Source organism: Paractinoplanes abujensis, assembly GCF_014204895.1.
Taxonomy (GTDB): Bacteria; Actinomycetota; Actinomycetes; order Mycobacteriales; family Micromonosporaceae; genus Actinoplanes; species Actinoplanes abujensis.
The window spans coordinates 5,644,638-5,670,126 of sequence record NZ_JACHMF010000001.1; the positions used below are offsets into that span (position 1 = coordinate 5,644,638).

At 70.4% G+C, this 25,489-nt stretch carries 25 protein-coding genes and 1 pseudogene; 10 read left to right on the forward strand and 16 right to left on the reverse strand.

Annotation, left to right across the window (positions count from 1 at the left end; translation table 11 throughout):
- Positions 1–38: 38 nt before the first annotated feature.
- A complete protein-coding gene (locus BKA14_RS25685; protein WP_184953413.1) occupies positions 39–887 on the forward strand; it encodes an SDR family oxidoreductase in 849 nt (282 codons plus the stop codon).
- 87 nt (positions 888–974) lie between these two features.
- Positions 975–1,544, forward strand: coding sequence for a TetR/AcrR family transcriptional regulator (locus BKA14_RS25690; protein WP_239093497.1), 570 nt, complete (start codon positions 975–977; stop codon positions 1,542–1,544).
- On the opposite strand, the gene rdgB is transcribed toward BKA14_RS25690, so the two are convergent.
- The 4 genes from rdgB to BKA14_RS25710 form a co-directional block, all read right to left on the reverse strand.
- The gene (rdgB, locus tag BKA14_RS25695) at positions 1,541–2,155 is read right to left on the reverse strand and encodes an RdgB/HAM1 family non-canonical purine NTP pyrophosphatase (RefSeq protein WP_184953414.1); all 615 of its coding nucleotides are present in this window, start codon (positions 2,153–2,155) and stop codon (positions 1,541–1,543) included. The two genes, BKA14_RS25690 and rdgB, sit on opposite strands and share 4 nt — an antisense overlap.
- On the reverse strand, positions 2,152–2,880 hold the full coding sequence (rph, locus tag BKA14_RS25700; RefSeq protein ID WP_184953415.1) for a ribonuclease PH: 729 nt from the start codon (positions 2,878–2,880) through the stop codon (positions 2,152–2,154). The genes rdgB and rph overlap by 4 nt, the downstream gene beginning before the upstream one ends.
- Positions 2,881–2,961: 81 nt before the next feature.
- The gene (locus BKA14_RS25705) at positions 2,962–4,143 is read right to left on the reverse strand and encodes a glycosyltransferase (protein WP_184953416.1); all 1,182 of its coding nucleotides are present in this window, start codon (positions 4,141–4,143) and stop codon (positions 2,962–2,964) included.
- A gap of 70 nt (positions 4,144–4,213) precedes the next feature.
- Complete coding sequence (locus tag BKA14_RS25710) at positions 4,214–4,960, reverse strand: MBL fold metallo-hydrolase (protein ID WP_184953417.1); 747 nt, start codon at positions 4,958–4,960, stop codon at positions 4,214–4,216.
- A 261-nt stretch (positions 4,961–5,221) separates the two neighbouring features.
- Here BKA14_RS25710 and BKA14_RS25715 point away from each other — a divergent pair, with 261 nt between their 5' ends.
- Positions 5,222–5,632: a hypothetical protein gene (locus tag BKA14_RS25715; protein WP_184953418.1), complete on the forward strand. Its 411-nt coding sequence runs from the start codon at positions 5,222–5,224 to the stop codon at positions 5,630–5,632.
- A 6-nt stretch (positions 5,633–5,638) separates the two neighbouring features.
- On the opposite strand, the gene BKA14_RS25720 is transcribed toward BKA14_RS25715, so the two are convergent.
- The 5 genes and pseudogenes from BKA14_RS25720 to clpS all read right to left on the reverse strand — a co-directional run bounded on the left by BKA14_RS25720 (position 5,639) and on the right by clpS (position 8,380).
- Complete coding sequence (locus BKA14_RS25720) at positions 5,639–6,604, reverse strand: PLP-dependent cysteine synthase family protein (protein WP_184953419.1); 966 nt, start codon at positions 6,602–6,604, stop codon at positions 5,639–5,641.
- A gap of 5 nt (positions 6,605–6,609) precedes the next feature.
- Positions 6,610–6,969: a MoaD/ThiS family protein gene (locus BKA14_RS25725; protein ID WP_184953420.1), complete on the reverse strand. Its 360-nt coding sequence runs from the start codon at positions 6,967–6,969 to the stop codon at positions 6,610–6,612.
- A gap of 63 nt (positions 6,970–7,032) precedes the next feature.
- A pseudogene (locus tag BKA14_RS25730) lies at positions 7,033–7,523 on the reverse strand (M67 family metallopeptidase).
- 47 nt (positions 7,524–7,570) lie between these two features.
- The gene (locus BKA14_RS25735) at positions 7,571–8,071 is read right to left on the reverse strand and encodes a DUF2017 domain-containing protein (RefSeq protein WP_184953422.1); all 501 of its coding nucleotides are present in this window, start codon (positions 8,069–8,071) and stop codon (positions 7,571–7,573) included.
- An 18-nt stretch (positions 8,072–8,089) separates the two neighbouring features.
- Entirely contained in the window at positions 8,090–8,380 is a 291-nt protein-coding gene (gene clpS / locus BKA14_RS25740) for an ATP-dependent Clp protease adapter ClpS (protein WP_184953423.1), read from the reverse strand.
- A gap of 105 nt (positions 8,381–8,485) precedes the next feature.
- Here clpS and BKA14_RS25745 point away from each other — a divergent pair, with 105 nt between their 5' ends.
- The 5 genes from BKA14_RS25745 (at position 8,486) to BKA14_RS25765 (ending at position 13,969) form a co-directional block, all read left to right on the forward strand.
- Positions 8,486–9,772: a nicotinate phosphoribosyltransferase gene (locus tag BKA14_RS25745; RefSeq protein ID WP_184953424.1), complete on the forward strand. Its 1,287-nt coding sequence runs from the start codon at positions 8,486–8,488 to the stop codon at positions 9,770–9,772.
- Positions 9,773–9,782: 10 nt separating this feature from the next.
- The gene (locus BKA14_RS25750) at positions 9,783–10,361 is read left to right on the forward strand and encodes an isochorismatase family protein (protein WP_184953425.1); all 579 of its coding nucleotides are present in this window, start codon (positions 9,783–9,785) and stop codon (positions 10,359–10,361) included.
- A gap of 74 nt (positions 10,362–10,435) precedes the next feature.
- Complete coding sequence (locus tag BKA14_RS25755; protein ID WP_184953426.1) at positions 10,436–11,794, forward strand: MFS transporter; 1,359 nt, start codon at positions 10,436–10,438, stop codon at positions 11,792–11,794.
- Between the two features lie 1,084 nt (positions 11,795–12,878).
- On the forward strand, positions 12,879–13,199 hold the full coding sequence (locus BKA14_RS44340; protein WP_133872928.1) for a DMT family transporter: 321 nt from the start codon (positions 12,879–12,881) through the stop codon (positions 13,197–13,199).
- Positions 13,200–13,489: 290 nt separating this feature from the next.
- A complete protein-coding gene (locus tag BKA14_RS25765; RefSeq protein WP_239093499.1) occupies positions 13,490–13,969 on the forward strand; it encodes a TetR/AcrR family transcriptional regulator in 480 nt (159 codons plus the stop codon).
- Positions 13,970–14,370: 401 nt separating this feature from the next.
- Here BKA14_RS25765 and ctaD read toward each other — a convergent pair whose 3' ends face one another.
- Entirely contained in the window at positions 14,371–16,125 is a 1,755-nt protein-coding gene (gene ctaD, locus BKA14_RS25770) for an aa3-type cytochrome oxidase subunit I (protein WP_184953427.1), read from the reverse strand.
- A gap of 137 nt (positions 16,126–16,262) precedes the next feature.
- Positions 16,263–17,369 carry an FAD-dependent monooxygenase gene (locus BKA14_RS25775; RefSeq protein ID WP_184953428.1) on the reverse strand — a complete coding sequence of 369 codons (1,107 nt, stop codon included), beginning with the start codon at positions 17,367–17,369 and terminating at the stop codon, positions 16,263–16,265.
- Between the two features lie 189 nt (positions 17,370–17,558).
- Here BKA14_RS25775 and BKA14_RS25780 point away from each other — a divergent pair, with 189 nt between their 5' ends.
- On the forward strand, positions 17,559–18,626 hold the full coding sequence (locus BKA14_RS25780; RefSeq protein WP_184953429.1) for a DNA polymerase ligase N-terminal domain-containing protein: 1,068 nt from the start codon (positions 17,559–17,561) through the stop codon (positions 18,624–18,626).
- Here BKA14_RS25780 and BKA14_RS25785 read toward each other — a convergent pair.
- Both BKA14_RS25785 and BKA14_RS25790 read right to left on the reverse strand, forming a co-directional pair.
- Positions 18,604–20,166, reverse strand: coding sequence for a hypothetical protein (locus tag BKA14_RS25785; RefSeq protein WP_184953430.1), 1,563 nt, complete (start codon positions 20,164–20,166; stop codon positions 18,604–18,606). The genes BKA14_RS25780 and BKA14_RS25785 overlap by 23 nt on opposite strands.
- A gap of 77 nt (positions 20,167–20,243) precedes the next feature.
- Positions 20,244–21,638 (reverse strand): hypothetical protein, encoded by a 1,395-nt coding sequence (locus tag BKA14_RS25790; protein WP_184953431.1) that lies wholly within the window; start codon positions 21,636–21,638, stop codon positions 20,244–20,246.
- A gap of 282 nt (positions 21,639–21,920) precedes the next feature.
- Here BKA14_RS25790 and BKA14_RS25795 point away from each other — a divergent pair, with 282 nt between their 5' ends.
- The gene (locus tag BKA14_RS25795; RefSeq protein WP_184953432.1) at positions 21,921–23,273 is read left to right on the forward strand and encodes an MGH1-like glycoside hydrolase domain-containing protein; all 1,353 of its coding nucleotides are present in this window, start codon (positions 21,921–21,923) and stop codon (positions 23,271–23,273) included.
- A 10-nt stretch (positions 23,274–23,283) separates the two neighbouring features.
- Here the strand turns inward: BKA14_RS25795 and BKA14_RS25800 are convergent, their stop codons facing one another.
- The 3 genes from BKA14_RS25800 to BKA14_RS25810 all read right to left on the reverse strand — a co-directional run bounded on the left by BKA14_RS25800 (position 23,284) and on the right by BKA14_RS25810 (position 25,478).
- Positions 23,284–24,375 carry an S-(hydroxymethyl)mycothiol dehydrogenase gene (locus tag BKA14_RS25800; protein ID WP_184953433.1) on the reverse strand — a complete coding sequence of 364 codons (1,092 nt, stop codon included), beginning with the start codon at positions 24,373–24,375 and terminating at the stop codon, positions 23,284–23,286.
- A gap of 19 nt (positions 24,376–24,394) precedes the next feature.
- Positions 24,395–24,895, reverse strand: coding sequence for a MarR family winged helix-turn-helix transcriptional regulator (locus BKA14_RS25805; RefSeq protein ID WP_184953434.1), 501 nt, complete (start codon positions 24,893–24,895; stop codon positions 24,395–24,397).
- A 193-nt stretch (positions 24,896–25,088) separates the two neighbouring features.
- Positions 25,089–25,478, reverse strand: a complete 390-nt coding sequence (locus tag BKA14_RS25810; protein ID WP_184953435.1) for a cupin domain-containing protein — start codon at positions 25,476–25,478, stop codon at positions 25,089–25,091.
- Positions 25,479–25,489 lie beyond the last annotated feature (11 nt).

Here is a 25,489-nt window from a genome sequence, read left to right on the forward strand (position 1 = left end):
AAACGGGGTGGCACCCCATTTCGACGGAGGAGGACTGCATGAGCGGGTACGTAGTGCTGGTGACCGGGGCCGGCAGCGGGTTCGGGCGGCTGACGGCGGAGGCCCTGACGCGGCGCGGGCACACGGTTTTCGCGGGCCTGCGGGACGTGACCGGACGAAACGCCCAGGCCGCCGCCGACCTCAGCGCATCGATGCGGGTCGTCGAGCTCGACGTCACCGAGCAGGCCTCGGCCGACCGCGCAGTGAGCGAGATCATGTCCGCCGCGGGCCGGATCGACGTGGTGGTCAACAACGCCGGGATGATCTTCCCCGGGCCGTTGGAGGCGTTCACCGCAGAGGAGGCGCAGCGGCAGTTCGACGTGAACGTGCTGGGCGCGCTCCGGGTCAACCGGGCCGCCCTGCCGCACCTGCGCGCCCGGGGCCAAGGTCTGCTGCTCCAGATCGGATCGATCGCGGGCCTGGTCACGACGCCGTTCACCGGCCTTTACGCGGCGAGCAAGGCCGCGCTGGAAAGCCTGACCGAGGCGTGGCGGCACGAACTGGCCCCGTTCGGCATCGAATCGGTGATCGTCGACGCCGCCTCCTACCCGACCAGCATCGGGCTCAACGCCGCCCTGCCCGCCGACACCGAGCGGCTGAGTGTGTACGGCGAGGCGTTCGGCGGCTTCACCACCGCCGTCGTCCAGCGCTCGACGGAGATCGGCGGCGACCCCCGCGAGGTCGCCGACGCTGTGGTCAAGCTGATCGAGAGCGACGACCGGCCCCTGCGTACGGTCGTCGGCCCGGCCGGCCAGCGCGAGCCTGCCCTGGCCCTCAGCCGCGCCTCGGCCGAAACCGCCGAACAGGCCGGAGCGGCCATGGGGGTGGCCGCTTTCATGACCCGCTAGGCCCCGCGCGTGGCTCGCCGACCGGCATCCACTGGTCCCGGCACATGGGCGAAGCCACGCGATCGCAGACCCACTAGGCTCCGGGGCGTGGGAGGAACCACCCGACCGATGCGAGCCGACGCGCGGCGCAACTACGAGCAGATCCTGGCCGCGGCCGAGGCCGAGGTGGCCCGGGCCGGGGCGGAAGCCTCGCTGGAGGAGATCGCTCGCCGGGCCGGCGTCGGCTCCGCCACCCTGCACCGCCACTTCCCGTCGCGGCAGGCCCTGCTGGAGGCCGTCTTCCACGACCGCGTGGCGGCCCTCAGCGCCCAGGCCCACGAGCTGGCCGCCGCCCCCGGTGACATCGGGCAGGCGCTGACCGGCTGGCTACGATCGCTGGCCTCCTACGGCGCCGTCACCCGCGGGCTGGCCAAGTCGCTGCTCGGCGGCGTGCAGAACCCGACGGCCAGCACCTGCGAGGCCATGCTGGTCGAGGCGGGCGAAGAACTGCTGCGCCCGGCCCAGGCGGCCGGCGCTGTCCGGCCCGAGGTGACCATCATCGACCTGCTCACGCTGGTCAACGCCGTCTCGCTGGCCACCGAGGGCAGCCCCGACGCGGACGCCGAGGCGGCCCGCCTGGTCACGCTGGCCCTCGACGGCGTCCGCCCCCGCAGTTAGGCCGTCACCTCGCGCGAGATCACCTTGGACAGCTCGCGGAAGGCCTTGCCCCGGTGGCTGATCGCGTCCTTCTCGGCCGGTGACAGCTCGGCGTTGGTCTTGGACTGGCCGTCGCCCAGGAAGATCGGGTCGTAGCCGAACCCGCCCTCGCCCCGGCGCGCCCGCAGGATGCGCCCGGCCTGGCGGCCCTCGACCAGATGCTCGCGGCCGTTGGGCAGCACCAGCGCCGCCGCGCACACGAAGGCGCCGCCGCGCTGCTCGTCGGCGACGTCGGAGATCTGGGCCAGCACCAGGTCGAGGTTGGCGTCGTCGTTGCCGTGGCCGCCGGACCAGCGGGCGCTGAACACGCCGGGCATGCCGTTGAGCGCGTCGACGGCGAGCCCGGAATCGTCGGCCACCGTCGGCAACCCCGTACGCTTGGCGCCCTCCCGCGCCTTGATCAGCGCGTTCTCCCCGAACGTGAGCCCCGTCTCGGGCACGTCGGGATAGCCCTCGAAGTCGGCCAGCCCGACCAGCGCGATGCGGTTGGCGCCGAGCGCGGTGTCGAGGATGCGCTGCAGCTCGACCAGCTTCTTCTTGTTCGCCGTGGCGAGCAGCAGCCGGGCGCTCATGCGGCCAGAGCCTTCTGCTGGGCGGCCGACAGGTCGGCGCAGCCGGCCAGGGCCAGGTCGAGCAGCGCGTCCATCTGGTCGCGGCGGAAGACGCCGTTCTCCCCCGTGCCCTGCACCTCGACGAAGTCGCCGTCACCGGTGGCCACCACGTTCATGTCGACCTCGGCCGCGACGTCCTCGAGATACATCAGGTCGAGGCGGGGCTCACCCTCGATGATCCCCACGCTGACCGCCTGGATCGACCGGTGCATGACCTTTTCCACCTTGCCGGCCAGCGACTTGCGCTCGGCCAGCCAGCCCACCGCGTCATGCAGCGCGACGTAGGCCCCCGTGATGGCGGCCGTGCGGGTGCCGCCGTCGGCCTGCAGCACGTCACAGTCGAGCACGACCGAATTCTCGCCCAGCGCCTTGAGGTCGATGCAGGCCCGCAGGCTGCGGCCGATCAGACGGGAGATCTCGTGGGTGCGCCCGCCGACCTTGCCCTTGATGCTCTCGCGGTCGCCGCGGGTGTTGGTGGCGCGGGGCAGCATCGAATACTCGGCGGTGACCCAGCCCAGCCCGGAACCCTTACGCCAGCGCGGGACGCCCTCGGTGACGCTCGCCGTACAGAGCACTCGCGTGTTGCCGAACTCGACGAGCACCGACCCTTCGGGGTGGATGCTCCAGTGCCGAGTCAGCGTCACCGGTCGGAGTTGGTCGGCCGAACGGCCGTCGGGGCGTGCCATGGGAGAACCTTATTAGGCCCGGGCCGGAACCGCTGCGTCCGCCCCACCGCCTGTGGATAACTCGGGGTGGCCTGTGGATAACTAGGCCATCGGGCCGGCGGGCCTCGGCACGGCCGGACGCAGCACCGCGACCGGCCGCTGCCGCCCGGCCAGGGCCACCTCGGGCAGCGCGCCGTGGGCCCGCAGGAAGCCGTCGACCGCTTGGGGCCAGCCGAAGTGCTCGGCCCGGGCGCGGGCGGCGGCCCGGCGGTCGGCCTCGGGGCGCTCCATCAGACGCCGTACGCCCTCGGCGAAGCCCTCCGGGGTGCCAGGAACCCCGACGCCGCCGTCACCCACGACCTCGGGCAACGCGCTCGTCTCGTTCACCACGACCGGGGTGCCGCAGGCCAGCGCCTCCAGGGCAGTCATGCCGAAGGTCTCCACCGGGCCGGGCGCGAGCACGACGTCGGCGCTGGCCAGCAGCGCGGCCACGGCGGAGCGGTCGGAGATGTGACCGGTGAACCGCACGGGCAGGCGCGCCGCACGATAGGCCAGCGCGGCCCGCCGTACGCCGTCTCCGGCCACAGCGAGCACCGCGGGCACCTTGTCGTTGCGCAGCGCGGCGATCGTGTCCACGGCGAGCTCAGGCCGTTTCTGGCTGGAGAGCCGGCTGGCGAAGGCGATCAGCAGCTCGCCGGGCCGGGCGTAACGCTCGCGGACGGCCTCGTCGTACCGGGCCGGGTGGAAACCGTCGAGGTCGACGCCGAGCGGCACCTCGATCAGGTTGGGCACGCCCAGGCGGCGGAACTCGGCCGCGGCGAACGAGGTGGTGCAGATGATCTGGTCGAAGAACTCGGCCGTACGCAGGTTGAACTTGTCGGCCAGGGCGTCGCGCTTGGGCACGCCCCAGACACCGAGCAGGCCGGCCAGGCTCTCGTGCGACACCATCACCGACGCCACGCCGCGGTTGCGGGCCCAGCCGCCCGTCCAGCGCAGGCTGGTGCGGTCGGAGACCTCGAGGCGGTCGGGCTCGAGCTCGTCGAGCAGCTCGGTCAGTTCCCGCCGCCCGGTCATGACCCGATAGCCCCCCGTACGCGGGAGGGGCGCGCTGGGCAGCGTGATGACGCGGCCCTGCGAGGTCATCTTGTCGGAGCGCTCGCGTCCGGGAACGATCAGCACCGCCTCGTGGCCGGCACTCTGGTAGCCCTCGCCGAGGTTACGGAGAGCTGTCCGCAGGCCACCCGAATGGGTTGTCACAAAGTTGGCCAGGCGAACGATGCGCATCCAACAACTCCAAGATCACGATCCGCTGGTGCTCCCGCGCTCCGACCGTGCCCCCGCCCCGGTCTAGGGCCTAGAGATCGTAGCGGGCACCTGGACGCACGACCTCAACCGGTCCCGCAAACGCGGCCACGGCGGCATCCACAATAGATGCCTCACTGACCCATGCGGGGACGAGATGGGTCAGAAGCAGCTTGCCGACGTCCGCCTTGGTGGCCGCCTCGCCCGCCTCACCGCCGGTGAGGTGCAGGCCAGGCGGGTTGTCGGCGCCGTCGAGGTAACTGGCCTCACACAGAAACAAATCCGCGCCGGCGGCGAGTCGCAGCAGGGGCTCGCACGGCGCGGTGTCCGAGGAGTACGCCAGCACCGACCCTGCGTGCTCGATGCGGACACCGTACGTCTCGATCGGATGGTTGACCCGGTCGACCGTGATCGAGAAGGGACCGATCGGGAACGTGCCCGGCTGCAGGCCGTAGAACGTGTAGACGTCGTCCACCGGCTCGTTGTCCTGGCTGTAGGCCGCGGAGATGCGCTCGGCCGCGCCCAGGGGGGCGTAGACCGGCACCGGCGGCAGCGAGCCGGACGGGTCGTAGCGACGGACCACGATGTAGGTGCACGCGTCGAGCATGTGGTCGCAGTGCAGATGGGTCAGGATGATCGCGTCGATCTTGTTCATGTCCGAGTAGCGCTGCAGGGCGGACAACGAACCCGAGCCGAAATCGATCAGCAGCCGGAAGCCCTCAGCCTCGACGAGATAGGCGGAACACGCCGACTCGGGGCCGGGAAAACTGCCGGCGCAGCCGAGAACGGTCAGTCGCATGCGGGTCCCTTTGGCTCACGCTGGGTCGAACACGCCCCGCCCGACCGGTCCGTGCTGACGTCCTCAGACCAGTCAATCACGCAGCGAAGCGTACGCCGGGACCTGCGCGCCATGTAAACGTCTGATCGATTTGTCGCTAAATCGACAACGTACATCACACCGCCCGTGACCTCGGCCATTAACGCAATTCCCGTTACGTCCGGTGAGTCGTTTGCGTTGCACAAAGTGAGGACTTCTGAGGACGGAACAGGCGGAGGCAGCGTGACAACGGTCGAGAAGGACCGCACCACGCGCACCGAGGCGGCAGCGATCATGCCGTTCGGTGGCTGGGAGAGTACACCGACGGGGCCAGGATCACCGGACGACGAAACGCTTTTCCGATTTCCGGCGCCCGACGATCCGGCGCCGAGCACCGCACGGGTCCTGACGATGGCGCTGTGGGGCGCCGGACTCGGTCTGACCGCCGCCGGTGTCGGCGTTACCGCATTGGTGACCGTCTTCGGCGGCGCCGCATTCTGGTATGTGCCGACCCTGGCCCTGTTCGGCTTGCTCAGCGTGGCATTGGCGGTGGCCGCGTTCCTGTCGATCCACCGCCCCGTCCTGCCCTGGCTGTTGCTCGCCGGGGCGACCGCACCACTCGCCCTGGACGTGCTGATCGCGGCGCTCTATTGACCGTCGTCAGGCCCAGAGCTGACCTTCGAGGGCCTCTTCGGCGTCATTGAGAGTGCCGCCGTAGGCGCCCGTCGAAAGGTATTTCCAGCCGCCGTCGCAGACCACGAAAGCGACGTCGGCCCGCCGGCCCGCCTTTACCGCGTCGTGCGCGACGGCCAGCGCGGCGTGCAGGATCGCGCCGCTGGAGAACCCGGCGAAGATGCCCTCGACCTCGACCAGCTGGCGGGTGCGGAGCACGGCGTCGCGAGTGCCGACCGAGAACCGGCGGTCGAGCACGCTCGCGTCGTACAGCTCCGGCACGTAACCCTCGTCGATGTTGCGCAGCCCGTACACCAGCTCGCCGTACCGCGGCTCGGCGGCGACGATCTGGATGCCCTCGACCTTTTCCTTGAGAAAGCGGCCGGTGCCCATCAGGGTGCCGGTCGTGCCCAGGCCGGCCACGAAGTGCGTGATCGTGGGCAGGTCGTGCAGCAGCTCGGGGCCGGTGGTCTCGAAGTGTGCGCGGGCGTTGGCCGGGTTGCCGTACTGGAACAGCATCTTCCAGTCGGGGTGCTCCGCGGCGATCTGCTTCGCGGTGGCCACGGCCTGGTTGGACCCGCCCGCGGCGGGCGAGAAGATGATCTCGGCACCGTACATCCGCAGCAGCTGGATCCGCTCGGCCGACACGTTCTCGGGCATGACGCAGACCAGCCGGTAGCCGCGCAGCTTGGCCACCATGGCCAGCGCGATGCCGGTGTTGCCGCTGGTCGGCTCGAGGATGGTGTCGCCCGGGCGCAGGTGCCCCGACTCCTCGGCCTCGCGCACCATGAAGAGCGCGGCCCTGTCCTTGATGCTGCCGGTCGGGTTGCGATCCTCCAGCTTGGCCCACAACCGCACCGGCGGTGCCCCGTCGGGCACCGTCGGCGAGAGGCGGGGCAGGCCGACGAGCGGCGTGCCCCCGCAGGCATCCAAGAGGCTCTCGTAGCGAGCCAATGGACTCAGCCTTCAGTCGTGACAGGGGCGGCGGCGGGGTGGTTGGACGGGTAGCGCCCGAGCAGCGCGGCGGCCGCCACGAAGCCCAGCGCGCCACCGGCCACGGCGGGCAGGATGGTGATCGAGTCACCGTCGCTGAGCTTGGCGTCGAGCGCGCCGAGGAAGCGGACGTCCTCGTCGTTGACGTAGATGTTGACGAACTTGTGCAGCCCGCCCTCGGGGGTAATCAGCCGGCCCTTGAGGCCGTTGTGCTTGGCGTCCAGGTCGTCGATGAGCGCGGTCAGCGAGTCACCGGAACCCTCGACGATCTTGGCGCCGCCGGTGTAGCTGCGCAGGATGGTGGGGATGCGGACTTCGATAGCCATGGCTGTGAATGCTCCAAAACGAAGGTCGAACTCAGGGCAGGGTCGTCTGGCGAGTGGGCTTGGTCAGCGACACTCGTAGAAAACCGACACGGGGCTCTGCCCGAACATGTACGACTGCACAGCGCTCGCAATCACGCGTCCACCGTCGCATCCACGATGTTGATCTCTTCCTCGGTCACCACGCCGTCCACTATGCGGAACGAGCGAATCTCTTCCGAGTCGCTCTCGCGGGTCGACACGAGAAGGTAATGCGCGCCCGGCTCACCGGCGAACGAGATGTCGGTGCGCGACGGGTAGGCCTCGGTGGCCGTGTGCGAGTGGTAGATGACCACCGGCTCTTCGTCGTTGTCGTCCATCTCGCGCCAGACGCGCAGCTGCTCCATGGAGTCGAACTCGTAGAACGTCATCGACCGGGCGGCGTTGTCCATCGGGATGAGCCGGGTCGGCAGGTCACTGCCGATCGGGCCCGCGACGACACCACAGGCCTCGTCGGGGTGGTCCCGGCGGGCATGGGCGACGATCGCGTCGACGATCGCGCTGTCGATGGTCAGCACGTCGTTCACATTACCGTGAGATTTGCCCGAGCCCGACGTGGCGGCTCTCACTCGATTTCGGGAAGCGCGTTGAGCAGCGACTCCTGCAGATAACCCAGGTACGCGTACACACTGAGCTGAAAGACCCGGCTGGAACCGGGGTCGTGCAGCACCGCGGCGTCGAGCTCCTCGCCCAGGTCGGTGTCGGCCGCGATGTCGAGGCGGGTGCCCATGGCCAGCCGCGCGTCGTTGATCGCGCGCAGCCAGGCCTCGGCTGCCTCACCGTCGAGCCGCACCTCGCCCTCGCCGTCGTCGGGCAGCGCGGCCAGGATCGCCCCGGCCTGGTCGATCTTGCCGGTCTTGAGCTCGCCCTCGGTGTAGAGGCGGAACTCGGCCGAATCGTCCGGCAGGTCAGGGTAGATGTCGGGGAAAAGCCGGCTGACGACCGGATCGGTGTGATCCATGCCGTCGGTCAGCAGGCCGACCACCTCACCGGCGACCTTGCGCAGGACGCGCACCTCGTCCACTGCGAAGGTGGCCACGCACTGGCTGCCGTTGCGTCGGAACATCTGCTCTCTCCCGCAGTGTCATTCCCGGTCCACCGTCGCCCAGAGACCGTATCCGTGCAGCTGGCTGGCGTCCATCTCCATGCGCTCGCGCGCTCCGGAGCTGACCACCGCCCGGCCCTTGTTGTGCACGTCGAGCATCAGGGCTTCGGCCTTTTCCTTGGAGAAGCCGAAAATCTTTTGAAAAACCCAGGTCACGTACGACATGAGGTTGACCGGATCATCCCAGACGATGGTCACCCACGGCCGGTCGTCAGCGGGTGCCTCCTCGATCTCGGGGCTCTCGAGCGGAGCGACCTGGGGGAGCGCCATGCCCACCATGGTGCCACCGGTTTCGCCGCATCGGTGAACCGGAACGCCGATCCGCAGGTCAGGACGCGGTTCGTAAGGGGCGGCCAGGCGCAATAGGGTGGGCTTGTGAACACCTTCGCCCCCGCGCTGATGACCGATCAGTACGAGCTGACCATGATCAGCGCCGCGCTCAAGGACGGCACCGCCGACCGGCAGTGCGTCTTCGAGGTCTTCGCCCGCCGCCTGCCCGGTGGCCGGCGCTACGGCGTGGTGGCCGGGCCGGGCCGCCTGATCGAGCTGATCAAAAACTTCCGCTTCGGCCCGGCCGAGGTCGACTTCCTGCGCGGTGCGGGCATCGTCGACGAGACCACCGCCAAGTGGCTGGCGGGCTATCGCTTCTCGGGCGACATCGACGGATACGCCGAGGGTGAGCTCTTCTTCCCGGGCTCCCCGATCCTGACGGTCAGCGGCACCTTCGCCGAGTGCGTCGTGCTCGAGACGCTGATCCTGTCGGTGCTCAACCACGACAGCGCGGTGGCGGCCGGGGCGGCCCGCATGGTCACCGCGGCCCGCGGCCGGCCGATCATCGAGATGGGCTCCCGGCGCACCCACGAGGACTCCGCCGTGGCCGCCGCCCGGGCCGCCTACCTGGCCGGCTTCGCCTCGACCTCCAACCTCGCGGCGGGCGCGCTCTACGGCATCCCCACCACGGGCACCTCGGCCCACGCGTTCACTCTCCTGCACGACGACGAGCCGGCCGCCTTCGCCTCCCAGGTGGCCGCGCTCGGCAAGAACACCACGCTGCTCGTCGACACGTACGACATCGGGCAGGGCATCCGCAACGCCATCGCGGTGGCCGGCCCCGACCTGCGCGCCGTCCGGATCGACTCGGGTGACCTGTCGGTGCTCGCGCAGCACTCGCGGGAACTGCTCGACTCGCTCGGGGCCGTCGAGACGCAGATCGTGGTCTCCGGCGACATGGACGAATACGCGATCGCCACGCTGGCTGCCGAGCCCGTCGACATGTACGGCGCGGGCACCGCGGTGGTCACCGGCTCCGGCGCACCCACCGCGGGCCTGGTCTACAAGCTGGTCGAGGTCGAGGGGCGCCCCGTGGTCAAGCGCTCGGAGAACAAAGCCACCGTGGGCGGGCGCAAGACCGCCGTACGCCGGCACAAGCCCACGGGCACGGCGACCGAGGAGATCGTGGTGTCGCAAGGGGTGCCCGACCACGCCGCCAACGACCGGCTCCTGCAGCGCTCGTACATCGCCGCGGGCGAGCCGGTCGACTTCCCCACCCTGCAGGAGTCGCGCGAGCACCTGCGCCAGTGCCTGATCTCGATACCGTGGGAAGGTCTCAAGCTCTCGGCCGGCGACCCGGCCATCCCCGTCACCATCGTCCCGACCGTTTAGGGGTTGTCCCGTGACACGAGCGCTGATCATCGTCGACGTGCAGAACGACTTCTGCGAGGGCGGATCGCTGGCGGTGACCGGCGGGGCCGCCGTGGCCGCGGGCATCTCCCTGGTGCTGGACAAGGCCGGTGACCGATGGGACCACGTGGTCGCCACCAAGGACTGGCACATCGATCCCGGCAACCACTTCAGCGACCACCCGGACTACCTCGACACCTGGCCCGCGCACTGCGTGGTCGGCTCGTCCGGGGCCGATTTCCACCCCGAGCTGGCCACCGGGCGCATCGAGGCGGTCTTCCACAAGGGCGAGCACAAGGCGGCGTACTCGGGCTTCGAGGGGCACACCGAGAGCGGCGAGACCCTGACCGCGTGGCTGCGCGAGCGAGATGTGACGGAAGTCGAACTGGTAGGCATCGCCACCGACCATTGCGTACGGGCGACCGCGCTCGACGCGAAGTCCGAAGGGTTCGCCACGACGGTGTTGCTGGAGCTCACGGCGGGTGTCGCGGCCGGCACGACGGCCGCCGCGCTGGAGGAGTTCCGTACGGCGTCGATCGAGACCACCGGGTCGCCGGTCGTGTCGTCCTGATTTCCGCCTGATCAAGTAGTTGGTTTTTTGTCGTACCTCCGGGGCAGGATGTTGCCTCGGAGGTCAGGAACGACATGCGGCTCAAGCCTTACCGTGACACGCTCGCTCTGCCCGGCATCAAGTCGCTGCTGGCGGTGGCGACGCTGGCGCGCATCCCGATCGCGGCCGGCGCCGTCGTGCTCACCCTGCACGTGGTCACCGATCTCGGCCGGGGTTACGCCGCGGCCGGGCTGATCGGCGCCGCGTTCACGATCGGCGGCTCGGTCGGCGCGCCCGTGATGGGCCGCCTGATCGACCGGCGCGGCCTGCGCCCGGTGCTGGTGCTGACCACGGTGGCCGAGGTGATCTTCTGGTCGTCCGGGCAGGCCGTGCCGTACTGGGCGCTGCTGGTGATGGCCCTGTTCGGCGGGTTCCTGGCCCTGCCGGCCTTCTCGGTGGCCCGCCAGTCGATCAGCGCCCTGACGCCCGAGGCCCAGCGCCTGCCGGCGTTCGCGCTCGACTCGATCACCACCGAGCTGTCGTTCATGGCCGGCCCGGCGCTCGGTGTGCTGGTCGCCACCACCGCCGGCGGCCGCTGGGCGATGCTCATGCTGGCCGTCGGCATCCTGCTCTCCGGGATCGGGCTGTGGCTGCTCAACCCGCCGGTCCGGGCCGCGCACGAGGCGCCGATCACGGCCGGCGAGCGGGTGCCCCGGCGCAGCTGGCTGGGGCCGCGGTTCGTCGCCGTCCTGCTCGTCACGATGGCCGCCACACTCGTGCTCTCCGGCACCGACGTGGCGCTCGTGGCCGTGCTGCGCGACAACGGCGAGCTGGGCTGGAGCGGCCTGGTCATGTCGATGTGGGCGTTCTATTCGCTGCTCGGCGGCTTCGCCTACGGCACGATGCAACGCTCGTTCCCGCCCGTGGTCATCCTGACTCCGCTGGCTCTGACGACGATGCTCGTCAGCCTGGGCAGCGCCCACTGGTGGCTGATCGCCCTGCTGCTCATCCCGGCCGGCGCCCTGTGCGCCCCCCTGATCACCAGCACGGCCGACGCCATCAGCCGCATGATCCCCGCCGCCGCCCGCGGCGAGGCCATGGGCCTGCACAACTCGGCCCTCACGGTGGGCGTGGCCCTGGGCGGCCCGCTGGCCGGCCTGGCCGCCGACGCCCTGTCCCCACCCTGGGGTTTCGTCGCCGTCGGCGGCGCGGGCGTGCTGATCGCTCTGACGGTCCTCCCGACCGAACTCCGCCGCCACCGCCAGGCCGCGCCCTCGGCCCCGGCCGTGCCCGCTCTCGGCACCGGCAAGTCCGGCCCGGCCACCGAACCCGCCCTGACCGCCGCGGCCCTCCCCGACACCCTCACCGAAGCCGCGTCCGACCGCACCCCACCTCAGCGAACGCCCCACGAAGCCCCCGACCACGGCGACTCCTTGCCCGCCGGCCGCCCCTGACCCACCCTGCAGGCCGCCTCGGCCCTCTCCGCCGCACGGGCAACACGACCCCGCGCCGACCACGCCCCGCATCCCGCAACCGGCCGCCCTCGCCACGGCCCGGCCCCCTGGACCAGGCCGCACCCGCCACGACCCGGTCTCTCGCACCCAGCCGCACCCGCCACGGCCCGGTCTCTCGCACCCAGCCGCACCCGCCACGGCCGGCCACCCGCACCAGACCGCACCCGCCACGGCCGGCCACCTGCGCTCGCTACGACCCCGCAATCTGCAACAGGCCGCAATTGCCACGTCCCACACTTGCTACCGGCCTACTTGCTACGGCCGCATCAGTTCCGGCGATCGACTGATACCTGCCGCCTTGGCCAGCGTTCGCCGTAGCAGCCCTCATCCCGCCGGCTTCAGGTCCGACAATGATCTGCTCACCAGAGCGCGGGTGCGGGAAATCCAAGCCTCGCAGATGCCGTGGACTTGTTGATGTATGCGGGGGATTGCCGGCGTTCCGCATTCGCCACGGCACCCGTCCACCGGTCACCGCCATCTCACCGACGCAGTCCTGAGCCGCCCCCGTCGGCACCCACCATGCAGCCGCCCCGTCGGCACCCACCATGCAGCCGCCCCGTCGGCACTCACCATGCAGCCGCCCCCGTCGGCACCATGCAGCCGCCCGCGTCGGGGCTCAGCATGCAGCCGCCCGCGCCCGCCATGCGGCGCCCGCGTCGGCGCCCGCCATAAGGCGCCCGTCGACTCACCAGGCAGCCGCCCGCGGTATAGCCGCCCGCGTCGCCGCCCGCCATGCAGCCGCCCGTGCGGCCCGCGCCACGCAGCCGGCCTCGCCGTGCGCCGTACCCATCCACCTGACGCTGGCCTGTGGCTTTCTCCAGCGGCGACCGGCTCAGTCGGTGAAGAGTCTCCACGCCGCCGGCCGGGCGCTGGGCGGAGTGGCGGCCGTCAAGGCGGTTTGCAACCGTTGGGTGGCAGGTCGCCGAGCTTCCTGAGCTGCTGTGACTCAGGTCATGAGGGCAACTCCGCATCGCTCTTGTACGTTCGTACTTGTACAGCCGTACAAGTCGAGAGAAGGAACGCCGTGCCTTACGTGTTTTTGCTGGTTGCCATCAGTGCGGAAGTTCTGGCGACGAGCATGCTGAAGTCGACGGAAGGCTTCTCTCGGCTATGGCCGACCATCGGCTGCCTGGCGGGTTACGTGGTCTCGTTCGCCGCGCTGTCGCTCGTGGTGCGGGACCTGCCGGTCGGTGTGGTCTACGCCGTCTGGTCGGCTCTGGGCACGGCCGCGATCGTGGCCATCGGCGCGGTCTTCCTCGGTGAGCCGCTCACGACGGTTAAGGTCGTCGGCGTCAGCCTCATCATCGCCGGTGTAGTGACCGTGAACCTGGGCGGTGCCCATTGAGCAATCCCGCATCTCCAGCCGATGCCTCAGCTTCGGCGGGCGACACGACCTCGAACGTCGCCGCCGGCTCCGCATCGGGACGGCGGCGGGCAGACCGCGAGGCAGGCCCGGCCGACGCCGCGACAGCAGCCCGGCCCCGGCGGCGGCGCAGCGATCGGGACCCTCGGCACGACGACAGTCCGGCGCCGGGACGGCCTGCGCGGCGACGTACGGACGGGGAGGCGCGGCGGCCTCAGCGGGCGCGGGATCCGGAGGCGCGGCGGCGGGCACTGGCGGCCGCGGCGCTCGAGGTGATCTCGGAGCAGGGGCTGGCTCGCACGTCGCATCGGGCGGTGGCGGCCAAGGCCGACCTTCCGCTCGGGGCGACCACCTACTACTTCCCCACGCTGGACGACCTGATCGCCGCGGGGTTGCAGCTGGCCGCGGCCGGGCTGCAGGACGATTTCGAGCGGTGGGCCGAGCGGCTGCGGCACGCTGACGACGTCCCGGCGGCGGTGGCCGGTCTCATCGTGGAGTACCTCGCGGATCGTCAACGGGCCCAGCTCGAATGTGAGCTGTACGTGGCCGCCGCCCGTGATGCCGCCCTGCGCCCGCTGGCGATGGCCTGGCTGACCGGCATGCGCGACATTCTCGAGCCGCACCTGGGCATCGACGCCACCCGCGACGTGATGGCGCTCTTCGACGGCGTGACGCTCCAAGCCTTGATCACCGGCCGCGATGTCGACCCGGCCGCCCTGACCGCCACGATCCGCCGCCTGACAAGCCCCTGATCTTCCCACGAGCGACGGCCGTCGCGGGTGCTGGCCGAGGTTCCCGGCCGCCTCCGGAGGCGTGTGACGGCGTTCGGGGAAGGGCGGTCCCTTGAAAGGGCCGCCGCAGGCGCTGGGCAGGTTTCTTGAGAAGACCGCCGCAGGCGCTGGATGAGGCGGATGGCCAGGACCCAGGAGACAGCCGCCACGGCCGCTGGATGAGGCGAATGGGCCGCCAGCACCGGGTCAGGGATCGGGCAGGACTTACGAAACAGCCGCCGCCAGCACCGGGTCAGGGCATGGGCAGGTCTCGCGAGAGGGCCGCCGCGGGTGGCGAGGGGGATGGGCCGGTTCCGGGGTGGGAAGTGGGCCGGACAACGAAACGGCCCGCCCTCGGGTGAGGGCGGGCCGTTTCAGGGCTTTCAGTCGCGGTTGGTGCTGGTGTCCTCGGGGTAGGTCGCGCCGCCGTCGGACTCGCGCGTCAGGGGGCGGGCGCCGCCCTCGGGCGGGCCGGCGATCGACTGCTCGCCCGCGGCCAGCTCCGGGAACTTGGCGTCGAAGGCCGGGCGCTCGGAACGGATGCGCGGCATGCGGTCGAAGTTGCGCAGCGGCGGCGGGGAGGACGTGGCCCACTCGAGCGAGTTGCCGTGGCCCCACGGGTCGTCGACCGTGACGACCTGGCCCACCTTGTACGACTTCCAGCAGTTGTAGATGAACGGCAGCGTCGACAGGCCGAGCACGAACGAACCGATCGTCGAGAACGTGTTCAGGAACGTGAAACCGTCGCTCGCGAGGTAGTCCGCGTAGCGCCGCGGCATGCCCTCGGTGCCCAGCCAGTGCTGCACCAGGAACGTCGCGTGGAAGCCGATGAACGTCAGCCAGAAGTGGACCTTGCCGAGGCGCTCGTCGAGCATCCGCCCGAACATCTTCGGGAACCAGAAGTAGATGCCCGAGAACACCGCGAACACGATCGTTCCGAACAGCACGTAGTGGAAGTGCGCGATCACGAAGTACGAGTCGGAGACGTGGAAGTCGATCGGCGGGGAGGCCAGCAGCACGCCGGACAGGCCGCCGAAGAGGAACGTCACCAGGAAGCCGATCGCGAACATCATCGGCGTCTCGAAACTGATCTGGCCGCGCCACATCGTGCCGATCCAGACGAAGAACTTCATGCCCGTCGGGACCGCGATGAGGAAGCTCAGGAAGCTGAAGAACGGCAGCAGCACCTGGCCGGTGACGAACATGTGGTGCGCCCACACCGACATCGACAGCGCCGCGATCAGCAGCGTCGCGGCCACGAGGCCCTTGTAGCCGAAGACCGGCTTGCGGCTGAAGACCGGGATGACCTCGGTGATGATGCCGAAGAACGGCAGCGCCACGATGTACACCTCGGGGTGGCCGAAGAACCAGAAGAGGTGCTGCCACAGCATCGGGCCGCCGGTGTCGACGTCGAAGACGTGGGCTCCGAGCACGCGGTCGGCGGCCAGGGCGAACAGCGCGGCCGCCAGGAACGGGAACACCATGATCACCAGAAGGCTGGTGACGAGGATGTTCCACGTCATGATCGGCATGCGGAACATCGTCATGCCGGGGGCGCGCAGGGTGAGCACCGTGGTGATCAGGTTGACGCCACCGAGGATCGTGCCCAGACCCGAGAGGGCCAGGCCGACGACCCACATGTTGCCGCCGACGCCCGGCGAGTGCAGCGAGTCGCTCAGCGGGGTGTAGGCGAACCACCCGAAGTCGGCCGCGCCCCCCGGGGTGAAGAAGCCGCTGATCGTGATCGTGCCGCCGAACAGGTACAGCCAGTACGCGAACGCGTTCAGACGCGGGAAGGCCACGTCGGGCGCGCCGATCTGGATCGGCACCACGAAGTTCGCGAAGGCGAACACGATCGGCGTCGCGAAGAACAGCAGCATGATCGTGCCGTGCATCGTGAACAGCTGGTTGTACTGCTCAGGGGAGAGCAACTGCATGCCCGGGCGCGCCAGCTCGGTGCGCATCAGCAGCGCCATCAGGCCGCCGAGCATGTAGAACACGAAGGCCGTGATCATGTACATGATCCCGATCTGCTTCGCGTCCGTCGTGCGCAGGATTCGGGCTAGCGCCGAACCCTTGACCTGCCGTCTGACCGGGTAAGGCCGGGTCACGATCGGCTTAGGCGCAACGGTCGTCACGAATAGCCTCCGTTGTCTCGTTCGTCCCACTCAGTACGCCAGAGATGAAAGGCGTACCTCGCAGGCAGAATAGTCCCCCGCCGACCCCCCGCGGGCGGGGGGTGACCAAAGAGGTCAACAACGGTTGGTGACGCGCCTCAGGCCGGCTGGACCAACAGGCGGTAGTGATCGGAGAAGATCCGCAGGCCACGCCTGCGGAGCATCGGGTCGCGCAGGGCGGGCGGCACGTCGCGGGTGCGGTCCCGTTCGCGGGTGCGGTCCCGCATCTCGGCGCAGCGGGGGCGGCGGCGATCCTCGTACGCCCGGAGGGCCGCCGGCACGTCGTCGGCGGCTTTGCGCAGCTCATCACCCAGGACGACGGCGTCCTCGAACGACATGGCGGCACCCTGGGCGAGGGTCGGGGCGGTGGCGTGGGCTGCATCACCGACGAGCACTACCGGGCCGCGCGACCATGCGTCGAGAACGACCTCGTCTGTGCGCGCGACCTGGACCTTCTCGATCGCCTTGAGGATCGCCGGGGCCGGCCCGCCGAAACCGTCGAACAGCTCGCGCACCCGGGCCAGCGGATCGTCGGGGTTGGGCGCGTCGGGGGCGGTCTCGTCGGCGTGGAAGTAGAGCTTGCGGCCGCCCATCGGCATCGCCACGAACGACGACCGGCGGCCCAGCAGCGCCGTCCAGTCGCTCAGGGGCGGGCCGCCGGTGACCACCGAGCGGTAGACGATCTGGCCGGTGGGGGTGGCCGCACCGCCCAGCCCGGCCTTGGACCGGATCGTCGAGCGGCGGCCGTCGGCCCCGACGACCAGGTCGTATTCGGCGACGCGGCCGTCGGCGAACTCGACCTTGGCGGCGTGGTCGAAGATCTCCAGATCCCGTACGGCCGTGTCGTAACGCACCTCGCCACCGACCCCGGTCAGGAGCACCTGCTGCAGGTCGGCCCGGGACAGGGCGCGCGACTCGCCGACACCGGCCCAGAGGGCGGCCACGTCCATCTCGAAGAGCTCACGGCCCCGCGAGTCGAGGAAGGCTTGCCGGAAGATGAGGTCGCCCAGTGGGCGCAGCGGCGCGTCGAGGCCGAGCTGGCGCAGGGCCCGGGAGGCGTTGCCGGGGAGGTAGATGCCGGCCCCGGGGAGCATGGATGCCGGAAGCTCCTCCACCACGTCGGGCCGGAAGCCCGCGAGACGCAGGGCTCGCGCGGCGGCCAGCCCGGCGATTCCCGCGCCCACCACCAGGATGCGCAACGTCATCGCAGCCTTGCCTCCCACCCGTCGGACACGCGTCGGAGCCAAGACACTACCCCGAGCCACCGTCGGGGGAAACCCGCGATCATCGAGGAGTCCGAATTGTTCCGATGACGCCCATGTCTTCACTCCCGCACGGGGGTACGACGAATTACGCCGGTGTATTTCCGCCGTTCCCGGGAGAACACTGGAGCCATGACCGACCGTCTCGACGAATATCGCCGCAAACGGGACGCATCACGCACTCCGGAACCGGTGCCCGAGGCCGCGCCCAAGCGCACCGAGCAGCAGCGGTTCGTGATTCAGCAGCATCATGCGCGGAGCCTGCACTGGGACGTGCGGCTGGAGCGGGACGGTGTGCTGGTCTCGTTCGCCGTGCCGCGTGGACTGCCTCGTGACCAGCACCGCAACAATCTGGCCAAGCACACCGAGGATCATCCGCTGGAATATCTGGACTTCTCGGGTGAGATCCCGGCCGGCGAGTACGGCGGGGGCCGGATGACGATCTTCGACACGGGCACGTACGAGACCGGCAAGTGGCGCGACGACGAGATCGGCGTCACCTTCCACGGGGAGCGCACCGGCGGGCGCTATGTCTTCTTTCAGACCGGCGGCAACGACTGGATGGTCCGCCGGATGGATCCGCCCGAGCCGGGCTGGGAGACGATGCCTGAGGTCGTGCCCCCGATGCTGGCGACCCGGAGCACGCACCTGCCGGTCGAGGACGACGAGTGGGGCTACGAGATGGCCTGGGGCGGCCGGCGCACCACCGTCTTCGTCTCGGGCGGCCGCATCAGGCTGCTCAACGGCGACGGCGAGGACGTGACCTCGTGGTATCCGGAGATCCGCCCGCTCGGGCCGCAGCTGGCGCCGATCGAGGTCGTGCTCGACGGGGAGATCGTGACGCTGCCCGACCCGGCTCTCCTGGAACGGCGCAAGCTACCCAAGGACTCAGCCGCGGCCAAACGCGCCGCCGAGCGCACCCCGGTGCACTTCCTCGCGTACGACCTGCTCTGGCTGGAGGGTCACAGCACGGTCGAGGCCGTCCGCTATGCCGAGCGGCGTGAGTTGCTGGAGGGCCTGTCGATCAACGGCGACCACTGGCAGACGCCGCCGTACTTCCCCGGCGGCGGCGAGTTCGCACTCGAGGCGGCCGCGGCCCAGGGCCTCGGGGGAATCGTGGCCAAACGCCTCGACTCCCCTTACCTCCCCGGACGACGCAGCCGCCTGTGGCTGGAGATCAGGCAGCCCGGCGGCGCGTGAGGACCAGCGCCCCGGCCCCGGCCAGCACCAGCAGCAGACCGATGGCGCCGAACAGGGCGCCCTGCGGCCCGGTGATCGGCAGACCGCCCTCGCCACCACCTTCGCCGCCGCCGTCACCGGGGGCCGGCGCGGCGGCCGGGTTGATGACGACCGCCGCCGTGTTGTTGGCTGGGTTCAGCTCGCCCGCCTCGGCCTCCACGACAAACGTCACCGCACCCCGGGCCCCCGGGATCACCTGGTCGACGCGCAGCCCGAACTCGAACTTCACGGTGCCGCCGGGCTTGAGCAGCGCGGAGGAATAGCACTTGTAGCGCGGCGCACCCGGCGCCCCGGGCCGGGCCCAGTCGTCCGTGCCGTCGGCGGACATCGGGTAGCACCTGTCCGGCACCCGGACTGCGGTGCTGCCCTTGGGCACGAAGAAGCGGGTCTTCGGCACGCCGGTGTTGGAGGAGTCGTCGAACGTCGCCGGCCCGTGGTTGAGCAGGCCGACCGGCACGGTGACCACGGCGCCCTCCGGACCCGACACCGTGGCGCCGACCGCGGCCAGGTCGGCCGAGTTCCGGCCGGTGATGGTGAACTTCAGGGCGTGCTGGGGATTCCCGGTCAGGGCCTGCGGAGGACCGGCCTTGGCCGTGGCTACCGGAGTCAGCCGCAGCACACCGCCGCGCCCGGGCGTGCCGGTCGGCCCGTAGCCGGCGTTGCGCTGCCATTGCTGCTCGTCGGCGAGTTCCTCGTCGGTCATCCATTCGAAGGTGCTGGCCTCCAAGCCGGGGGCGGGGGTGTCGGCCCGCACCCGGAACGGCAGGTTCACCCGGTACGTCGTCCCGGGCTCGAGCGCCTGGTCGAACGTGCACCAGGCCAACCGGCCGTCGACGTAGTCGCAGTTGCTGTACTGCGTACGGCTCTCGAGGAAGTATGCGCGGCCGGCACGGAACCCGACGCCCTGCGCCGCCACGGAGCCCGTGTTCCTGATCTCGAGCGGGCCGTTGACCGAGGCGCCCGGTGCGGCGCGCACGAAGCGGTCGCCGGTCACGGAGGTCAGCGTCACCCCCTCGCCGACCGTGATCCGGGCCGTGCGGGTGACCGGGGCGTATCCCTTGACGGTCATCGTCGCGGTGAGCGTGGCCTGCAGGCCGGGGGCGGCGTCGGCGGCGATCCTGATGATGGCGCCGGACTGCCCGGAGTCGGCACCGGCCGGGGTCAGCGCGGTCACCGGCGGACTGCAGCTCAGATCGACGTTGCCGGGGGTGACCGTGCGGCAGTTGTCCCCGGCGCTCTGGGGCGAGAACCGGAAGGCCGGGTCCTGGTCGATGAACTGGTACCGGAGACTGACCGCGTCGCCGGCCAAGGCCAGGGTCCGGTCGGCGAACAGGCGCGTGGCGATCGACGTGCCGGGGCCGGGCGTGACTGTGTAGCTCTTGACGTAGAAATCGACCTTGGCCGCAGCCGAGGGTGCGGCCTGAGCCGGCATCGCCCAGGCGGATACGAGCGCCATTGCGGCCAGACCGGCCGGCAGACGACGCAGGACAAGTGGACGCATCGGGGCTCCTCCGCATGACCCGAACATCAAAACGTCCGCAGTGTAGGGATCATCTCGGTGGCCCGCAGTCCCGCGGCCTAATTGATTACGATGGCCGCGGTGTTGTTCTTCTTGTTGAGCTCCGCGGCCGGCGCACCGACGGCCACCGCACCCCGGGCGCCCTTGACGACCTTGTCGATCCGCAGGCCGAAGCTGAACTTGAGCGTGCCACCGACCTTGAGCAGCGAGAAGAAGTCACAGCTGTAGCGCAGCGATCCCGGCGCGCCGGGCCGGTTCTCGTCGATCTTGCCGGTGATCGCCATCGGGAAGCAGCGGTCGGGCACGCGCACCGCGGTCGTGCCCTTGGGCACGTAGAACCGGGTGGTCGGCCAGGTGCCGTTGACCCGGCTGTGGTCGATTGCGGCGGGCCCGTTGTTGCGCAGGCCGACCGGCACGGTGACGACCGCACCCTTCTTACCCTTGGCCTTGGCGGCGACGGCGGCCAGATCGCTCGACTTCGTGCCGGTGACGGTGAGCTTCAGGCTGTGCGCCGCGTACTCCGTCACGGACGCCTGCGGCGGACCGGCCTTCGCGGTGACGACCTCGGTCAGCTTGAGCACACCGCCCCGGCCGGCCGGGCCGAGCCGGCCGAACCCGCCCTTGATCACGTACTGCCGCAGGTCGGCGAACTCCTCGTCGGTCATCCAGCGCCACCCGGCGTACTGCTCGCTCGGGGCCGCGGTGTCCTTACGCACCCGCTGCGGCAGGGTGACCTGGTAGGTCGCGCCCGCGGCGAGCGTCTGCGGGAAGACGCACGCGGTCAGCACGCCGTCGAGGTAGGCGCAGTTGCTGTATTGGGTGCGGGACTCGAAGGCGTACTGGGTGGAGGCGAGGACGGCCGTGCCCTGCGCCGGCACCGCGGACGAGTTGGTGATGGTCAGCGGGGTGTCGAGGGTGGCGCCGGGTGCGGCCGAGCGCTCCTTCTCGGGCTCGACGGGGGTGAGCGCCACGCCCTCGCCGGCGGTGATCCGGGCCGTACGGGTGACCGGGGCGTAGCCCTTCACTGTCATCGTCGCGGTGAGCGTGGCCTGGTCGCCGGGCTTGGCCGCGCCGTCGACCTGCACCCAGCCCACGACTGCGGAGTCGACACCGGCCGGGGTCAGCGCGCTCACCTCGGCGCCGCAGTTCAGCTCGAGCAGGGTCTCGATGTCGACGCTGCAGTTGTTGGGATGGCCCGCCTCCTGCAGACGGAAGACCCGGTTCTGGTTGACGAAGCGGTATTTGATGCTGACCGCGCCGCGCGCCACCGGCAGCGGCCGATCGGCGAACAGCAGCGTGTAGATCAGCTCGCCGTGGCCCGGGGCGATCGTGTAGCTCTTGACGAAGAGATCCACCTTGGCCTTGGCCGCCGCTTGCGCGGGCAGCGCCCAGGCCAGAACGAGGGCCATCGCGGCCAGACCGGCGAGCAATCGGTGCAGAACTGGTCGGCGCATCGGACCCCTCCGTTGTCCTTGAACCATCAAAGGCGCCCGCAGCATAGAGATCAACAGAAACTCCCGCGGCCCCGAAACAGAATTGTTATCTCTCGTTAACGTAAAATCCGATTGAATCCGTCCGCCCGGCGCACCGGCAGTCCGTGCTCCGAGTATGGCTTCCCGGTTCCCTTCAACGCAGCCCCCCGGCTCCCGATGAAGGGTTTACCGGTGACCGCAGCGGAAAGGTCTTCTGTTTAGATGCACGCCGACAGCCCCCCGCCCTCCGCACCCGTGACCGAGATGTCTGCTGAACTCTGGAACTCCGCCGCCCGCGTCCTCGAGATCAACTGGCAGGACGACCACATGGTCCCGTCCCGCCGCCTCTATCCCCACCAGTGGAGCTGGGACGCCGCTTTCATCGCGGTCGGCCTGGCCTACGTGAACCCGGCGCGCGCCTGGCGTGACCTGCGCAGCCTGTTCGAGGCGCAGTGGCCGGACGGCCGCGTGCCGCACATCGTCTTCGATCCCGCGACCGCGGAGGCGGACTACTTCCCCGGGCCGGCCTTCTGGAGCGTTCCCCCGTACGCGAACCGGCCGTCACACGGAAGCACCGGGATCGTGCAGCCTCCGCTGCACGCGGTGGCGGCGTGGGAGGTCTACCGCCGCGCGTCGGCCCACGGCGCGGCGTGCGTCCAGCAGGCGTACGGGGAACTGGAATGGCTCTATCCCCGCCTGGTGGCCCAGCAGGACTATCTGACGACGCGCCGCGACCTGGGCGAGGGTGGGCTGGCCGCCCTGGTGCACCCGTGGGAGTCGGGGCTCGACAACAGCCCGGCCTGGGACGCCGCGCTGGCCGGGGTGCCCGCCGACTTGTCGCTGCTGACCACGTTCCGCCGGCGTGACCTCGACGTGGCCGACGCCGCGCACCGCCCGACCGACCGGGACTACGCCCGCTACGTCGGCCTGGTGCTGAGCTATCGGGCCGAGCAGTATTCGGACACCGCGCTGCTGCGGCGGCACGCGTTCGCCGTCGAGTGCCCCTCGTTCAACGCGATCCTGGGCGCCGCCGAGCTGGCCCTGGCACAGATCGCGGCCGTGCTGGGGCGGGCCGCCGAGGCCGACGCGCACCGCGAGCGGGCGCAGCGGATCACCGGCGCGATCGTCAAGCGGCTGTGGAATCCCGAGACCCGCACGTTCCACGTCCGCGACCTGCACACCGGCACGCTCAGCCCGGCCCGCTGCGTGAGCGGCCTGCTGCCGTTGATGCTGCCCGACCTGCCCGCCGCGCAGGTCGACGGGGTGCTGGCCGAGGCCCGTTCGCCACGGTTCGGCCTGCCCGACGAGACGGGGCTGCCGGTGCCGAGCTACGACCGTACGGCGCCCGATTTCGACACCCGGCGCTACTGGCGCGGGCCGGTCTGGATCAATGTGAACTGGCTGCTGCGGCGGGGCCTGCTGACCCACGGCCGGCTCGACGAGGCCAAGGACCTGCGGGCCGCGATGGTGCGGCTGGTGCACCGCAACGGCCACTTCGAGTACTTCCACCCGAAGAACGGCGAAGGCCTGGGCGCGCCCACGTTCAGCTGGACGGCCGCCCTGGCCCTCGACCTGCTCGCCGACCGATCGGTGCCCGCGTACGCGAAAGCGGGTTGACCTGACCGAGCTAGCTGGAGCTCACGACTACCGAGCGCAGCACGCCGCCGGTGTGCATCTTCTTGAAGGCCTCCTCGACCCCGCCCAGCGGGATCTCCTCGGTCACGAACGCGTCGAGGTCGAGGCGGCCCTGCAGGTAGAGGTCGGTGAGCATCGGGAAGTCGCGGGTGGGCAGGCAGTCGCCGTACCAGCTCGACTTGAGCGCGCCGCCGCGTCCGAAGATCTCCAGCAGCGGCAGCTCGATCTTCATGTCGGGGGTGGGCACGCCGACCAGCACCACCGTGCCGGCCAGGTCACGAGCGTAGAAAGCCTGCTCGTACGTCTCGGGACGGCCCACCGCCTCGACCACGACGTCCGCCCCGAACCCGCCGGTCAGCTCCTTGACCTTCTCGACCACGTCGACGCCACGGGCGTTGACCGTGTGGGTCGCGCCGAAGCCCTTGGCCCACTCCAGCTTCTGGTCGTCGGTGTCGATCGCGATGATCGTGGTCGCCCCGGCCAGCGCCGCGCCCACCACCGCGCCGTCGCCGACCCCGCCGCAGCCGATCACCGCGACCGAGTCGCCGCGGGTCACACCGCCGGTGTTGATGGCCGCGCCGATGCCCGCCATCACGCCGCAGCCGAGCAGACCCACGGCGGCGGCCCGGGCCCGCGGGTCCACCTTTGTGCACTGTCCCGCGTGTACGAGCGTCTTCTCCGCGAACGCGCCGATGCCCAGGGCCGGCGACAGCTCGGTGCCGTCCTCCAGGGTCATCTTCTGGCCGGCGTTGTGGGTGGCGAAGCAGTACCACGGCTTGCCCTTCCGGCAGGCCCGGCAGACGCCGCAGACGGCCCGCCAGTTGAGCACCACGAAGTCGCCCGGGGCGACGTCGGTGACCCCGGCTCCGACCGACTCGACCACACCGGCCGCCTCGTGGCCCAGCAGGAACGGGAAGTCGTCGTTGATGCCGCCCTCGCGATAGTGCAGGTCGGTGTGGCACACCCCGCACGCCTGGATCGCGACCACGGCCTCACCCGGACCCGGATCGGGCACCACGATCGTGGTGAGCTCGACGGGGGCACCCTTGCTGCGGGCGATCACGCCCTGCACTCGCTGACTCATGGGCCCAGCGTAGAGGCGATCAGGCGCACGGGTCAGCGGCGAGGCGAACATCGAGCGGCTGGTCGAGCAGCGTGTCGGCCAGCTTGGCCAGCTGCCGCACCTGGGCCGGGGTGAGCCGGTCGAAGACGAGCTGCTGCACGGCCTCGACGTGACCGGGCGCGGAATCCCTGATCTTGTCGAACCCGGCCTCGGTGAGCACGGCGATCTGCACGCGGCCGTCGGCCGGGTCACGCTCGCGGCGCACCCACCCCTGGCCCTCGAGCCGGGCCACGACGTGCGAGAGGCGCGAGAGGGAGGCGCTCACATTCTTGGCGAGCTTGCTCATGGCCAGCCGGCGGTCGGGCTGCTCGCTGAGGCGCACGAGAACGATGTAGCCCATGTGGGTCAGCCCGGCGTCGCGTTGCAGCTGGGCTTCGAGCGCCGCAGGCACCTTGATCAGCACTTCGACGAAGCGGCGCCAGGTCTGCTGCTGCTCGTCGCTCAACCACCGTGGCTGGGCCACACCGGATGGGTCTGTCATGCACGAAGGTTAGTAGCGGCCCGGCTCCAGGTCACGATCCGGGTCTGATCGATCGACGACCGGCGTTGTCCCTAGTACGCTGCGCTCGGACTTTCCCGGGGGCCGACCAGAAGCGGCACGGCGCCGGCACCGGTTCGGCTGGGGGGCCACGACCGGTGCCGGCGCCGTGCTCACATCGGCGACGCCGCGGAGGCTAGCTCTGCGGCGGCTCGTCCTTGCCGGCCTCCTCGAGGGCGTCGGCCTCTTCCTTCGTCTTGTGCACAGCGCCCTCGGCGTGCTCCGGGGGGCCGTAGACGGTGTAGAGGACCAGCGGGTTCGGGCCGGTGTTGAGGAAGTTGTGCTTGCGCCCGGCCGGGACCACGACGAGGTCGCCCTGGGCGACCTTGCGCTCCTGGCCGGAGACGACAGCCTTCCCGGTCCCGCTGACGAAGGTGAGGATCTGGTCCACCTCGTGAACCTCCTCACCGATCTCGCCGTCCGGCGGGATCGTCATGATGACCAGCTGGGTGTGCTTGCCGGTCCAGAGCACGCGGCGGAAGTCCGGGCTCTCCTCGGCGACGGTGGCGATGGTGAAGTGCTCCATGCCTCTGCTGT